Below are 14,446 nucleotides of genomic sequence, written 5' to 3'. Positions count from 1 at the left end.
TTAAAAAAACTTTTTGTTGGCAATAAGCTTCTTAAGCTTTGTTCCGTACACAGCGGATTTGCATGGCAGAGTTAGGGTTGATCGACGCTGCAATTTCGGCGGTATTGATATTATTTCCAAATTGCATCATTTTATAAGTGTTAGGCGAATTACTCTGGGTTGCTAAATAGTAACCGTTTGTACCGCGCTGTGAAACACTTGTGGCGTGCGCGTTATATGAACCTGCAAACGAAAAAAACATGTATAAGTTATAGGCGACTCCAGGATGTTCATATGTGTCAATATACATTCCTGTATTTGTGCCAGGGCCATCGTATGGACCTATATACCTTTTTCGAGGATTGAAATAACTACTCGATTGTACAAGAGACCTGTATTCTGCATCTTTGGGCAGTCTCCAAGCCCCCAATGGGAATACTTTTGCACAAGGATCTCCTGATTCGCCATTGGCGTTTACTGGATTGTTAGCGTTAGCGTTAGTGCCATCAAGTAGCTTAGGACGGTCATAACCGGGAAACCAATAGTCGCCATAGTCGCCACTTGTTTGAGCGAAGCTGTATATTCCGGTTGATGCGTCGTATTTTAAATTTCCGAGGGCCCAAGTGACGTCTCCGTAGTCAATATCTATATCACCGTCGGGTGTGAATTCTTTTACATTTAATGTTAAGGTATAGCGACCGCCCGGTATAATTTTAAGATCAGTTATGGGGGGGATGTGTGTACTGGTTTCGCCATCGATCGTAATGCTTGTAATGAGCAGGCTTCCGCCTCCATCGGAAGTTTGATCAGGAGCCGTGATGATAGTTGTGGCTTCAGTAGTGCGATCGTTGTTTGTATTGACAAAATTTACAGTTGCACCCGAAGCTGATATAATTCCATTATCATAGTCTGGAATTGAGCCGTCAACTTCAATGTCTACATTATTTAAATGGGGCCTCATGATAGCGCTGATGTCACTTATAGTTCCAGGTACAGCACTGCTTAAATTTATAATAGTTTTTATTTGACTAAATTGGTGTTTAAGGACAATATTTAAGGTCGTTAAACCTTCTGGATAGCTACTAGCAGGTTTTATATAGTACATGAAGTGCTGGTTGCCATTAACATTCTCAAACTTTGCACTGTTGAAATTTCCACTTGGCATGATATCATCTAAATCTGCGGTTGATGATGTACCTACAGAATAAGCGACGAATGTGTAGTTCTCGCCTGTAGGCACTCTAAAAGAATCATCGCTTGTTAATGTGCCACCTACCGAATAATCTTTATATTCAATAAAATTGCCCGAAGAATTATAGGCGAGTAGTCTATATTTTGTGCCTGTTGGGAGGTCTGACTGTGTATCACCTACTGCCTGAATTTTATTTTTAGGTGCAGTAGATGAAAATTTTTCAAACTCTAACGTATGTGCATTTGATTTCTCGCGGGTTAAAGTGGCAACTATTCTGTATTTGCTATTCAGTGGGACTTCTACGTGTTGGATATTGGGTAGAGCTGTTAGCGAATGATATTTGCTGGAAGTGGATAGTTTATTTTGGACTTTATTATCGATGTTTACTGCTTGTGTACCGGCAAACTTTATTTTAATTGTAGCCATACCGTCTCCGTAGTTTTCACTGTTTTTTGAGCAGGAGAACAAGAGTATAGAGATCATAATAAGGAATAAGTGATTTATTTTTGACATATATATGCTATATAAATGGTTGTGAAAAACTTAATCTACCAATCGACGTCTTCCATGACGTCACCTAATTCTTCCCATTGTTGTTTAACCTCTGATTGGTCGTTAACGGGTTGGACGGATGATACAGCAAAATTCTCTTCTGCTTCGATGTGCTCAACATGTAGAGTTGGTTTGATATATGGTTTTTTAGCGTTTAAGTTTAAACTAGGATTCATCTTTTTGTTGTGTATTCTTCTAATTAGTTACAAATTGTTATTTTATTTTGAGTATTAAATAAGACCTACTCAAAAGTGTACATGATATTATACAAATAGCTTGTTAGTTGCGGAGGAGTATGAGCAAAATCTATGCCGAGGAGTGAGTAATTTGATGTGCCTCAGTGCTTTATTTTTTTTAGTGCTGAGTTTAAGTATTTAGTGCTAAAAGCGACTGTAAAGCCGCTTTTAGCATTTTTAAAACCAACAGATGTATAATTATTCTGAGTTAACTTACAGGTTTTGACTTTATTTAAGTGTAGAATTAGAGCTGTTTAAAAGTAAAGGGTCGTGTAATATTTGCTGTTGCTTGGCTAGCCTTTTTTTCATATCGCTAACGATAGTATTGTATTCGGGTTTATCTGCTAAATTATTTTTTTCAAATGGATCTTTTTGTACGTCAAAAAGTAAGGTTGTATTAATTTTAGGATAGAATATTAGCTTGTAGCTGTCTGTAAGAACCATACGTTGTAAATCCATGTAACAGCCATATATTTCGTGGTAATGACTGTTTTGTGATTGATTTTTTAGAATATCAAGAAAGCTGTTGTAAAAAACATGTTTCGGCTTGTTTATATTTAACAGTTCAAGAGTTGTGGGCATAATGTCCTGTATATAGATCTGTTGGTTTTTAATGATTCCGGGAGGAATACCAGGACCATGAAGAACCATAGGTACCCGCAGACTATGATCGTACATGTTCTGCTTACCCATTAATCCGTGACTTCCAACAGCAAGGCCATGATCAGATGTAAGGATGATTAACGTGTTTTCAAAAAGTTCTGAGTTTTTTAAGGCTTGTGTTATTTTTCCGATCTGTGCGTCGAGATGAGTAATTAGAGCATAATATTCTTGAATATGTTTTTTTACTGCATACTGGGTTCTTGGCCAGGGAGCAAGCCGTTCATCTCGGAGATTTGTTCCACAGCCGATGTCTTCTTTATAAGGATAGTCGGTTAAGAAATTTTCGGGGATACTTATTGACTCGATTGGGTATAGATTAATATATTCTTCTGGAGCTTGCCGTGGGTCATGAGGTGCATTAAAAGCTAAATACATGAAAAAAGGAGAACGTTCTTTAGCGGCTTTGTCAATAAACCAGATGGCATCATCAGCTAAAACTTCACTCCAATGTTTTCCTCCGTTCCAATAACCACCATTGCTAGTGTCCCAAGGTAGCCAGGCAACATCGTTTTCAGATTGTGGCCGATTGTATCCGGCAGGACTGTCGGAAGCCATTCCCGGACGTAGATTGCCTACATAATCAAAAGATTGCGCTATATCAGCATTAATGTGCCATTTGCCAGTCATATAAGTTTTATAGCCTGCTTCTCGAAGTTGTTGACTCCAAAGATCCTTTGTTTTTACCAAGGAGTCTAGCTTAGGTTCTTTGCTTTTTGCATCCCAAACAGATAAACCGGTCAATAACATCGTCCGGCTAGCTACACAAACTGCGCCATGCCAAGCACCCATATTATAAGCATGTGAAAATGTCGTGCCTCCCTGGACCAATTCGTCCATATGGGGCGTGATAATATGCGTATTGCCAAGTGCTCTTATGGTATTATAGCTTTGATCATCAGTAAGAATAAATAGAATATTTGGCTTTTCTTTTTTCTCGAGAGCTTCTGCATTGGAAATAAAAAGAAATATAGAAATAATTGTTGCTGAAATAATTTTTTGCATCTTCTTATAAGCTTACTATTTTATAGGTTTTACCTTTTTCTGTAGAAAATTGATATTGATCGGTTATTATGTTTTTGACTGTTTTTGCTCCAATAATTTTAACAGTATTAGGTAAAACGACCGTACATTCTTTACCTCCATGAGATATGAGTTCAGCTTCTTTAAATTGCCCATTTTCCCAGTAAATATTGAGTTCAAAGTTTCCTCTTGCTTTGATACCCTTTATAGGACCTGTTTGCCAAGCTGTAGGGAGAGCAGGTAATATTCGAATAAAGCCTTCGTGACTTTGCATAAGCATTTCTACTATTCCAGCTGATATGCCAAAGTTTGCGTCAATTTGGAAGGGGGGATGCCCACTGAATAGGTTTGTATAGATGCCCCCGCCTGCGCGTCTTTGGACATTTTTCTTAGCTTCAGGCTCGATAAAAGCGAAAGATTTATTTAATATACTGTAGGCGCGGTTGCCATCATTCATTCTGGCCCACCAATTCATTTTCCAGGCCATGCTCCAGCCTGTACTAATGTCGCCACGATGTTCTAAAGTTTGCTTGGCAGCCTTAAAGAGTTCGTTGTTTTCGCCCGTAGTAATTTGTGTTCCCGGGAATAAGCCAAATAAATGCGATATGTGACGGTGAGAATCTTTAGGGTCGTCAAGATCTTGGGCCCATTCTTGAAGCTGGCCGTATTGTCCAACTTTAAAAGGGTATAAGCGGGACATGGAGTTTCTGACTTGATCTTGGAAAGTGCTGTCATAGTCAAGCTGTTGAGCAGCTGATAGAACAGCTTTGAAAAGCTCTCTTACGATGGATATGTCCATTGTTGTAGCTTTGCCTATACTGTACTTTTGTCCGTTAAAGTTATAAACATTTTCAGGAGACGTGGATGGGGCTGTGACTAAAAATCCTGATTGGGGATCTTCGACAAGCCAATTTAACATAAATTGGGCTGCTCCTTTCATAAGCGGATATGCTTTTTCACGTAAGAAAACGCGATCCTGTGTATATTGAAAATGCTCCCATAAATGTAAGCTTAACCAAGCTCCTCCCATTTGCCAGCAGAAAGCGCCAGGATAGTAGGTTTTGTCAGCTTCGAAATGTCCCACAGGTGATGTTTTGGCCCATAGGTCGGAATTATGATGTGCGACCCACCCTTCGTGTATGCCGTAATTTACTTTAGCTGTTTCAGCTCCATTAGTCGCTAATTCCTCTATAAATGAAAGTAAAGGCTGGTGACATTCAGAGAGGTTGGTGTTCTCTGCTAACCAATAGTTCATTTCAGTATTAATGTTAATGGTGTAATTACTTCCCCAAGGCGGCTGGACTTGGTCGTTCCATAAGCCCTGCAGGTTGGCGGGCCTGCTACCAGGTCGAGAACTGGATATTAGTAAGTAACGGCCATACTGAAAGTAAAGAGCTTGTAGGTGTAAATCTGTAGGGTCTTCTGCAAAGCCTTTCATACGCTGATCGGTCATAAGCTTTGATTTTGCAAGATCGCCTTCTAGCTGGAAGCTTACACGATCAAATAGGTGACGAAAATCTTTTGTGTGATCGGCAGTTAGTTTTTTGATGTCAGCTTTATAGGCATAAGTCATTTTCTGTTTTGCTTCTTTTGAAGCGTCTTTGCCAGCCGTTTTTGGCGATTGGTTGAAGCGGTTGAAGCTGGTGCTTTCCGTTAAATATAACGTTACTTCGTCCGCATTGATAACTTGTAGGTAATCTTCGCCCATATTAACTTTCCCACCTTTGTTTTTTATAGCTAAACGTGCTTCAAAATCTAGTCCTTTATTATCGTCATAAACAATTTGTTCAGTAAAATATGTGCGGTGCGCTACGTAGGAAGGTGCTTGTCCTTTAAGAATAAGCTCTTTCCCGTCGGTAAAGCTGTTAGCTTTTAATTTACTACTTAGCCTAGATTTAAAACTGATTTTTCCTTTTTGGTCTGCCTTAAGGTGTATAATTAAAGCTTTAGCTGGGTGGCTTACGAATGCTGTTCTTGTATATTGTACATTATTGATGCTATAGGTTGTTGTTTGTATAGCCTGTTGAATATCCAATGATCGTATATAGTTTTTGACCTGTTGTTCTGTATGATCAAAATCTAACCATAGGTCGCCTAAAGGGAGGTAGCGTGCAGAATATGGCCCCTGCATTTTTCTCCAAGTTTTTTCTGCCTCGGCATATTGATCCTCAAATATTTGCTTTCGCAATATAGGTAATAGAGTAGCGGCTTCTGGATTATTTCCGGGATTAGGGTAGCCCGACCATAGGGTATGATCATTTAACTGAAACCTTTCTTGATGTACGCCTCCAAAAGCCATGGCACCTGTTTGACCGTTTCCAAGAGGTAGGGCTTCTTCCCAATATTCGGCTGGCTGTGCATATTTGAGCTTTAGATCAATGCTGGTCTGCGCTTTAAGATTTAAAACTTGAAGAATAAAAAAACAGATAAAAATAACAGGAACTGATCGCATAGTACCTAATAAATTAAGATTTAAAAATGGAGTCCGATCATGTTATTGATCGGACTTTTAATATTAATGATAACCCGGGTTTTGATCAAGCACTTTCTCAGAGTTTGTCTCAATTTCACGTGTCGGAATAGGCCAAAGATTCTGATAGTCACCAATATTATTTCCGGTAATGGGGTTATGAGCTTTTACTCTTTCTACTAGCTTGTCTAATCTTAAGAGTGTAAACACTCTGGACTCTTCCCAATATAATTCTCTTGCCCGTTCGTCGAGAATAAAGTCAATAGAAATATCTGCGGCTTGAGCCATATAATCGGCTTTTGCCCGTATTCTTAGTTTATTTATATCATCTGCGGCTTTTTGCTGTTCGTTATTTCCTAGATATGCTTCTGCGCGTAACAAGTAGGTTTCGGCAAGACGAAAAATGTAAGAATCAGAAAAAGATGCTGCAGCCCCTGAATTTACGATTCCATTTTCAGTATCTATAATAAATTCTGAGGGGACAGTATTTATGGGTACATATTTTGTGAAATATACACTCCACCATCTGTTTAATGTATTGTTGAAGTTTTTAATAGCGCCGGACTCAACGATACCCTGTCCGTAATATGACGACTGCGGATTACTTGCTTTAATATCACGCATAATATTATTGGGCGAGTTGCGCATATCCTCCCAGTATTTGTCTTTCCATATCGTTTCGCGCATGTAATCTGTTGTGGAGAACCAGCCGATTGGACGTCCGCCCAGCTCCACGGTAGGGCCTAAGAACAGAGGTTTGTTATCTGCGCCTTGCAATTGTGAATAAAAGGGATTTATAGCCCAAGGAACGAGATTATGGCTGTTGCCTCCACCTGGTTTTTGGTATTCAAATTGATCAACCCAAAGACCTTCGTAATTGCCCATTTTTCTGTTTTGGTTGTTGCGTTGGAATAGGTCAAAATAGACATCCCCATCTTCCTGCGCTTTGTTGCCAAAACGTTCGGTCATTAAATGAAAATTCGGGTTGTTTATTACATTCGTGGCAGCTTCAATTGCTTTAGGCCATTCTTTTAAGCTAATGTAAACCTCAGAGAGTAGGTGGCTGGCGACTGCCTTAGAAATACGCCCTTCTTTTTTTATTTCTGTAATTTCAGGGAGGTTGGTTTGAGCAAAATTTAAGTCTTCGACACATTGGCGTAGCACTTCTTCTTTAGTTACACGTTCAAAATCGCGCTTTGAGGTGCTGATTTCTTGTAATACCAAAGGAACGCCTCCGTAGAAGCCAACTAAATAGCGGTAAGCAAATGCGCGGAAAAATTGCGCTTCTGCTCGAGCAATTTGTTTGTACTTATCTGAGACTTGAATTCCAGGAGTTTCTAAGCGGGAAATAATTACATTGGCATTAAAGATCATTTTGTAAAGCTTTTGCCACATAGCTAAAGCTTCTCCTGTCTCTGGAGTTAATTTATCTCTGTATTGATTGAGATCTTGGTTTGCTGCGATAGCTGAGTACGCAAGATCCGATGGATAGTGTAGTGCTCGACCTTCTGTAGAGGTGACGTTATAGAAACCACTGGTTTGTGCGTATAAATAGGTGATTGCCGATTCAAAGTCGTTTTCGTTATTGAAAGAGTTTGATGGTGAATAGAAACTATAAGGTGTTTCTTTCAGCCATTTATCTTCATTGCAACCCGCTAAGCTCAAAAATAGGGCTGATATTATTATAATTTTTTTCATAATTTTTACAGTTCAAAGTTTAATCCTACAGTATAGCTTTTCATAAGAGGTCGGTCAACAGCTATACCGATACCGAGTTCAGGGTCAAGACCATCCCATTTTGTGATCGTGAGTAAGTTTTTGCCACTCACAAATACCCGTGCTTTAGAAACACCGAGTCTATTAGATAGGCGGTCATTGAGTTTATAAGAGAGTGAAAGATCTTGAAGGCGAACAAAATTGCGTTGCATAATGGGTTGCCCGCCATAACTTGAACCTACGTCAAGTCTGCGATATTTGGCGTCTGGATTATGTGGTGTCCAGTAGTCCCAGCCCATAGCATTAGCATAAGACAATTGATCTCGTTTTGAAAAATTATGCTGATTTTCCGGTGCTGATTTTCCGTAATAATATTTACTTCCGCCTTGAATGCTGTTTACAAATAAGTATAAAGAGAAGTCTTTGTATTTAAAGGTAGAACCAAAGCCTAATCGGTAAGCTGGATCCCCATAACCTAATATTTTTCGGTCGTCAGCTGCTGAAATGATGTTATCACCATTTAAGTCGTTTAACTTGTAGGTTCCAGGGAAGAAACCGGTTGGAATTCGGCCAGCATCTTGATCTTCTAACTGCCACATTCCGATAACTTCATAGCCGTAAATAACGTTTTGTGGGTGTCCGATAAATAAATTGTTAGCTGTTAGATCATCCTCTCGACCGTCGCCGTTCATATCTCTCCCAAGAATAGAAACAATACTATTTCTATAGGCAGAGAAGTTGACCGAGGCGTCCCAAGTGAAGTCTTTATTTTCAATTACTTTTCCATTTAAGGTAAATTCAAAACCATGGTTTTTAACTTTACCAATATTTGTCATAATGTTGCCAAATCCAGTAAGGTAAGGTAGTTGTATAGAATAAAGGATATCTTTTGTGTTATTCTTGTAATATTCGAAATTTCCTGAAATTCTAGAGTTCAGCAAGGAGAAATCTAAACCTAAGTTAATACCGGTGGTTGATTCCCAGCTTAATTGATCATTGGCTAGCGAATTTATAAATTGACCAAGGGCAGGTGTACCGCCATCTCCCCAAACGCGGGAAGGCTCAGACTTGATTCGGGCTAATGTTTGGTATCTTGAAACTGCGCGTCTGGCCGTAGTGCCGTAAGAGCCCCTTAGTTTAAAGTAGTTGATAATGTCTTTGGCCGGAAAAAAATCTTCATCACTTACTACCCAACCTAACGCTAATGAAGGGAAAACACCTATTTTTTTGCTAGAACCAAAGCCGGAGAATCCATCTCTCCGGACTGTCCCTGTAAGCATATATTTGTCTTTAAAGCTGTAGAACAATCTGCCCATCATATAAAGACTGTTTTCGATTTCTCTAGAAGAGGTAACTATACGCTGGTCGGCACTACCTCCTTCTAGGTAGTGGTAGCCTAAGATGTCATTCTCAAAGTTCTCTGCTCCTGCATAAGTATTGTCGAGCATTCTTTTCTCGACGCCGTATACACCAGTAAAATCTATTCGGTGACTTGTGCCAAATTTGTTTGAATAGGAGAAGATATTATCTAAACTCCAATCATAGCCTATATTGTTCTCTTTACTGCCAGCACCTGTAAAGTTAGCTCCCCACGGGTTGAACTGGTTGGTATGTACCGTCCGGTAGTTGTGGGAGTAATTGACACGGTAGTTAAAACCTTTTAATTGTTTTATTTTAATATCGGCATGAAAGTTTCCGAATAGGTTAATTTGACGGTAATCGTAGTCAATCTGAGACTCTAAATATGGGTTTAAGCTTAAAGCATCTGGTTGCAATACATATTCATTGTTGCTATCATATACAGGTGCAAAAGGCTGCATATGATATATGTTTCCGTAGGAGGGCACTTTTGACGGGCGGTTTGTAGAGGCCATGAAGGATTCGGTACCTATATTTAACCAATCTGTTATGGTGAAGTCGAGGTTCGCACGAACATCATAGCGTTTGTACCGATCGTTTTTAATAAATCCGTCTTGATCTGTTAATCCGCTGGAAATGAAGTAGCCAGCATTGTCGTTTCTACCAGAAATACTCAAATTATGATTGTTAAGAGAACCGTTTCCTGTAAAAGCTTCATACCAATTGTTGTCTGTACCATTAAGATAACCTTCGCGCATTGCTGCGGTTTTTAAGCTGTTTTCGATATCAAATTTTGGATTCTCATTGATATAATCTGGGGCCAAATAGTATTGATCCCAAAAGACATCTTTTAGGAATGACCTATACGCCTCGCCTTGTAATGGTTTCATTTCTTTTGCCGGTGTTTCGATAGCGTATTGGCCATGGTAAGAAATAACAGGTTTTCCTGTGTTTACGCCCTTTTTTGTTGTAATTAAAAACACACCATTAGACGCCTGAGAGCCATAAATGGATGCGGCACTGGCATCCTTTAAAATTTCAACAGATTCAATGTTGGATGGGTTTATATCTGCAATACTCCCTCTATAAATGATACCATCTACTACGATTAGTGGAGCGTTTTCTCCAGCGTCGGTGGATAAGGTATTTTGACCTCTGATACTTACTGATGGCGTTCCGCCGGCAGAGTTTGTTGCTCCTATATTAAGTCCTGGTACAGCGCCTTTTAATGATTGTAAAACGTTTGTATTCGCTAAATCTCCTTGCTTTTCTAAGTCTACTTTTGTGACGGCGCCTGTAAGGTCTCGTTTTCTGGCGGTACCATAGCCGACGACTACAACTTCATCTAAACTGTTATCTTCTGCAATCATTTTGATCATAATGGAGTTGTTTTCCCCATCTTTGAGTATAAAATCCCTTATGGTTTGCGCATTATAACCTATATGTGAAAAGTTGAATACATAGGGCTGGTTTGTTTTTAGCTGACTAAAGATAAAGAGACCATTACTGTCGGTAGAAACCGTAGTTTTTTGTGTAGAGTCTAGTTTATTGACCGCAGTGACAGTAACGCCTGTTAGGGGTGCCATAAATTGGTCTAAAACTGTTCCTGTTACTTTGCTTGCTTGTTGAGCATAGGCTTTGTCAAGCAGAAAAAATAGCAATAGGAATCCAACTCCATAAATTCGGAGCGTTTTCATTTTCGTGTTCATAATTGTTATTTTAAGCTTTTACTGTGAATTTGTGTTAGTGGTGACTCTAAACGCATTGGACGTCTCCGAAAGTTTAAGTCCGTTCATTTGGGTTATTAATAATAAAAATTTAGATAAATCATTGTCAGGAGATACTTCTCCTGTAAAGAATTTGTTTTCAATGTCTTTTGGATCGAAAAGTATTTTTGTTTGATATCTGTGTTCTAGTATTGTAAATAGCTGCTTTAATGAAACTTGATTAAAGAAGATCTGTTCATTATAGGGGAGAATATCTTCAGGGTCTGTATCTATTGTTTCGCTTGTAGGTTTAGTTAATTCTTGATTTTTAAAGATGTTAATATCTGTGGGGTTAATTTTAATATCCAAACCGTTTATTCTAGTTATAGTCTGTAAAATACTTTCAAGAGACTCTTCTTCAGTGAACGTGCCGGTAAAGTATTTATCGTGAATATCTGTGTCTAAATATTTGATACGTATATTATACTCACTTTCTATCTGAGAGAATATTTCGGTCAAAGAGCTCTTAAAGAAAGTAAACGAGATTATATGTTTTGCTTTATTTATTTGAGGAGTAGGAACGATTGGGGCTTCTTTTTTCGTGTTTATTTTACCTACAAGGATGTGCGCAGTACGAACATCTACAAAGCATTGTTCTCCTGGTGTAAGGGTGATTTCTTTCATGTTTGTGCGCGGAAGGGTTGACTGAACAAGAACTTTACCTTCAAATAACTTTATGTTAATTTTTGGGTGTGAATAATCCACTAAAAACTCTGTTCCTAACGCTGTCGTTGAAATCATTCCAGAATGAACAACAAAGGGATGCAAGCTGTCTTTTGCAACTTTAAATATAGCCTTGCCTGTCAGGTGTATGTTTCTGTTATTTTTGAAATTCTCGACGTATGTGATTTGAGATTTGGGGTGAAGTATAACTTCTGAGCCATCAATTAAACAGTAATATTGAGTATGGTCTGAGGTGTTTGCTAATGTGCTATGCTTTATGCTCGTATGTGTAGTTTTAACTATTTTGTCTGAAGGAGAAAACTCGTTTAGTTTGATAAATAAACTGATGCCTAGTAGCATGATAATACTGGCAGCCCAGTAAATTATTGAGATTTTTTTAAAAGTATAAACAGGTTTAGTTTCTTTAGCTACAGTATTCCATATGTTGGCTTTTATAGCTTTATTAGTAGAGTTTTTTGGGTCAATAGCATCCCATTCGCTCTCACTTAGGACGAGATCAAGTAATTTTGCATCATCCTGAAGTATTTTGAACGCTTCAGATGCTTCGGCAACATTACACTGGTTACGGAAAAACTTATTTATTAACGCTATTTTATCCATTTTTTATGGTTCTCTGATAGCATGTACGTGACGAAAGTAAATTTCCCCTATTCACTCAAAAAATTATTTTATTAAATGTTCACCTAAAACGATGCATATAGATGCGCTCAGGATCTTGCGGAGCTGAATGTTTGCTTTTAGTAGTTGATTATCAACTGTTTTTACGGATATTCCTAAGTATTCTGCGATTTCTTTATAAGAGTAACCATAGATATGCTTGAGTTCAAATATTTGTTTTCTTTTTTTAGGAAGACTTTCTATGGCTTTTTCGAGGTCGTATTTTAGTGAGTATATACTTTCCGCATCGCTTGGATGTGGAACGTCATATGTTTCATCAATGCCGATTAGGTATTCTCTTTTTCTGGCTTCTTGACGTAGCCAATCGATATAAATCTGTCTACTTTTTCTAAACAGCTGTTTATCTAAAGGGATATCTTCAGATAAAGAGTCTTTATATCTCCAAAGTTTAATAAAAACTTGTTGGGTTAGTTCTATGGCATGATCAATATCTTTTGTGCGTGTAAGTAAGTAATAATAAACTTTATCCCAATGGGTATCAAATATCGCACTAAAGGTATCGTGACAACCATTTTGCAGAGATTTAATGTTGCTGACTTCCATTTTAGAAATGAATTAAAACTTATACGGTCATAATTTAGTTGCTTTATATTTTTTTAAATAAAACAATCTGCTATTCAAGCTAGGCAAGGTATAAAAAAAACAATTGAGTGAGAAAACAATTTACGAAAACGATTGAAAAAGTAGCGGGGGTACTTTTAATTACTAGCACAGCTTTAAGTTGTCTGGCTAATTAATGGGCGCTTTGACGAAGAAATATTTAATAGTAAGTTTTTTGTAGGGTGTTCATACAAAAGAGGGTTATCACCTATATGACAACCCTCTGCTTATTTTTAATTACTATCATTTCTTTACATACTTCCAAATAACCATAGGGCAATAAAGAGCGTTATTATTACATTGAATAATTGTGCTACTGTGAAAGCTAAAAAGGGCTTTAAACTATTGTTACTTATAAGATCTTTAAAGTTGGTTTCCATGCCAATACTTGTAAAAGCCAATGCAAACCAAACAACCTGGATTTCTTTGATTCCACTTTTAGCAGTACTGACGACCTCAGGAGCTAGGAAAAAAGAGAAAATAACAGATGCTGCTATAAAACCCAAAACAAATTTTGGGAAACGTTCCCAAATAATTCTGAGACTTGGTTTTTCGATATGGCTTCCTTTAGGTGCACCCCGATAGGTCCAGTAAATCGAGATTGCCAAGGCAGCAACACCTAGAAGCACATTTTGAGAAAATTTGACAATTGTGCTTATTTCAAGTGCTTTATCACCCACTAAGCTGCCGGATGCTACCACAGCACCAGAGGTGTCTATGCTACCTCCAAGCCATGCTCCTGTAACCTCTTGCGAAAGCCCCATTGCTTTAGCTAGATAGGGCATCCCTAGCATCATTGGAATTGCAGTTATCAGTACCATAGAGACCACATATGACAGTTTTTTTGAGTCTCCTTTAATAGCTCCAGAAGTTGCTATGGCAGCAGATACACCACATATAGAAACAGCACTTGAAATCATCATTGTAAGTTCTTCGTCTATTTTCCATTTTTTACATAGCCAAAATGCAAAATACCAAACCGAAAGAACCACGATCAGCGATTGGACAAGACCAAGTGTGCCTGCTTGAACTATATCCGAAAATATGACGCTGGTGCCTAATAGAACTAGTCCGATTTTTACGAAAACTTCTGCTTGAAGAGAATTACGGAGCCAAGCAGGTAATTTAAAGAAATTGCCTAAGATTAGACCTAGTAATAAGCTGAATATAACCGCTTCTAAACCTATGTCCTTAAGAAATGTATTGCCCGAAATGAATAAGGCGCAGACAGTTAGGATAAAGACTATAGGAAAACTTTTGGCGGCATGTATGATGGGCTTGCCCATGAGTATATTCCCGAAAATAACGATCGTATAAACTAGTAAAAACTGTTGAATAATATTAGAAAGGTTGTTGATGGATAAGATTCGTGAAAAATCATTTAACCCTTCCCATGTATATGTAGGAATAGTGATTGGGAAGCCTGAAACGGCTAACCCGATTAAGATAAAACCAAGGATGACTACAGTCCAATCTTCGGTGATTTGTAACTTAAAATTTGATGTTTTTGGTGTATTCATTTAGGTGCTTA

General features: G+C 38.3%; 9 protein-coding genes. All 9 read right to left on the bottom strand.

The annotated features are described in order from the left end of the window. Window positions 1-31: 31 nt before the first annotated feature. Window positions 32-1,684, bottom strand: coding sequence for a hypothetical protein (locus tag ORI89_RS03255; protein WP_268228992.1), 1,653 nt, complete (start codon window positions 1,682-1,684; stop codon window positions 32-34). Between the two features lie 35 nt (window positions 1,685-1,719). Beyond that, window positions 1,720-1,899: a hypothetical protein gene (locus tag ORI89_RS03250; RefSeq protein WP_268228991.1), complete on the bottom strand. Its 180-nt coding sequence runs from the start codon at window positions 1,897-1,899 to the stop codon at window positions 1,720-1,722. Between the two features lie 288 nt (window positions 1,900-2,187). After that, on the bottom strand, window positions 2,188-3,624 hold the full coding sequence (locus ORI89_RS03245) for a sulfatase-like hydrolase/transferase (protein WP_268228990.1): 1,437 nt from the start codon (window positions 3,622-3,624) through the stop codon (window positions 2,188-2,190). 4 nt (window positions 3,625-3,628) lie between these two features. Further along, window positions 3,629-6,094, bottom strand: a complete 2,466-nt coding sequence (locus ORI89_RS03240; RefSeq protein ID WP_268228989.1) for a glycoside hydrolase family 95 protein — start codon at window positions 6,092-6,094, stop codon at window positions 3,629-3,631. Window positions 6,095-6,157: 63 nt separating this feature from the next. Next, window positions 6,158-7,810, bottom strand: a complete 1,653-nt coding sequence (locus ORI89_RS03235; protein WP_268228988.1) for a RagB/SusD family nutrient uptake outer membrane protein — start codon at window positions 7,808-7,810, stop codon at window positions 6,158-6,160. Between the two features lie 5 nt (window positions 7,811-7,815). After that, window positions 7,816-10,896 carry a SusC/RagA family TonB-linked outer membrane protein gene (locus ORI89_RS03230; RefSeq protein ID WP_268228987.1) on the bottom strand — a complete coding sequence of 1,027 codons (3,081 nt, stop codon included), beginning with the start codon at window positions 10,894-10,896 and terminating at the stop codon, window positions 7,816-7,818. An 18-nt stretch (window positions 10,897-10,914) separates the two neighbouring features. After that, window positions 10,915-12,237: a FecR family protein gene (locus tag ORI89_RS03225; protein WP_268228986.1), complete on the bottom strand. Its 1,323-nt coding sequence runs from the start codon at window positions 12,235-12,237 to the stop codon at window positions 10,915-10,917. Window positions 12,238-12,300: 63 nt separating this feature from the next. Then, window positions 12,301-12,858 carry an RNA polymerase sigma factor gene (locus tag ORI89_RS03220; protein WP_268228985.1) on the bottom strand — a complete coding sequence of 186 codons (558 nt, stop codon included), beginning with the start codon at window positions 12,856-12,858 and terminating at the stop codon, window positions 12,301-12,303. Between the two features lie 308 nt (window positions 12,859-13,166). Further along, window positions 13,167-14,435, bottom strand: a complete 1,269-nt coding sequence (locus ORI89_RS03215; RefSeq protein WP_268228984.1) for a YeiH family protein — start codon at window positions 14,433-14,435, stop codon at window positions 13,167-13,169. Window positions 14,436-14,446: the final 11 nt, after the last annotated feature.

The sequence above is a fragment of the Sphingobacterium sp. UT-1RO-CII-1 genome, from assembly GCF_026711005.1.
Taxonomy (GTDB): domain Bacteria; phylum Bacteroidota; class Bacteroidia; order Sphingobacteriales; family Sphingobacteriaceae; genus Sphingobacterium.
Note: the sequence above shows the minus strand (reverse complement) of the source record. Positions and strands in the feature narration are given on the sequence as shown.

Bases quoted from the DNA above. Each gene is read 5' to 3' on its own strand.
- ORI89_RS03235 (WP_268228988.1), bottom strand. From the start codon at position 7,810: ATGAAAAAAATTATAATAATATCAGCCCTATTTTTGAGCTTAGCGGGT.
- ORI89_RS03240 (WP_268228989.1), bottom strand. From the start codon at position 6,094: ATGCGATCAGTTCCTGTTATTTTTATCTGTTTTTTTATTCTTCAAGTT.
- ORI89_RS03245 (WP_268228990.1), bottom strand. From the start codon at position 3,624: ATGCAAAAAATTATTTCAGCAACAATTATTTCTATATTTCTTTTTATT.
- ORI89_RS03250 (WP_268228991.1), bottom strand. From the start codon at position 1,899: ATGAATCCTAGTTTAAACTTAAACGCTAAAAAACCATATATCAAACCA.
- ORI89_RS03225 (WP_268228986.1), bottom strand. From the start codon at position 12,237: ATGGATAAAATAGCGTTAATAAATAAGTTTTTCCGTAACCAGTGTAAT.
- ORI89_RS03230 (WP_268228987.1), bottom strand. From the start codon at position 10,896: ATGAACACGAAAATGAAAACGCTCCGAATTTATGGAGTTGGATTCCTA.
- ORI89_RS03220 (WP_268228985.1), bottom strand. From the start codon at position 12,858: ATGGAAGTCAGCAACATTAAATCTCTGCAAAATGGTTGTCACGATACC.
- ORI89_RS03255 (WP_268228992.1), bottom strand. From the start codon at position 1,684: ATGTCAAAAATAAATCACTTATTCCTTATTATGATCTCTATACTCTTG.
- ORI89_RS03215 (WP_268228984.1), bottom strand. From the start codon at position 14,435: ATGAATACACCAAAAACATCAAATTTTAAGTTACAAATCACCGAAGAT.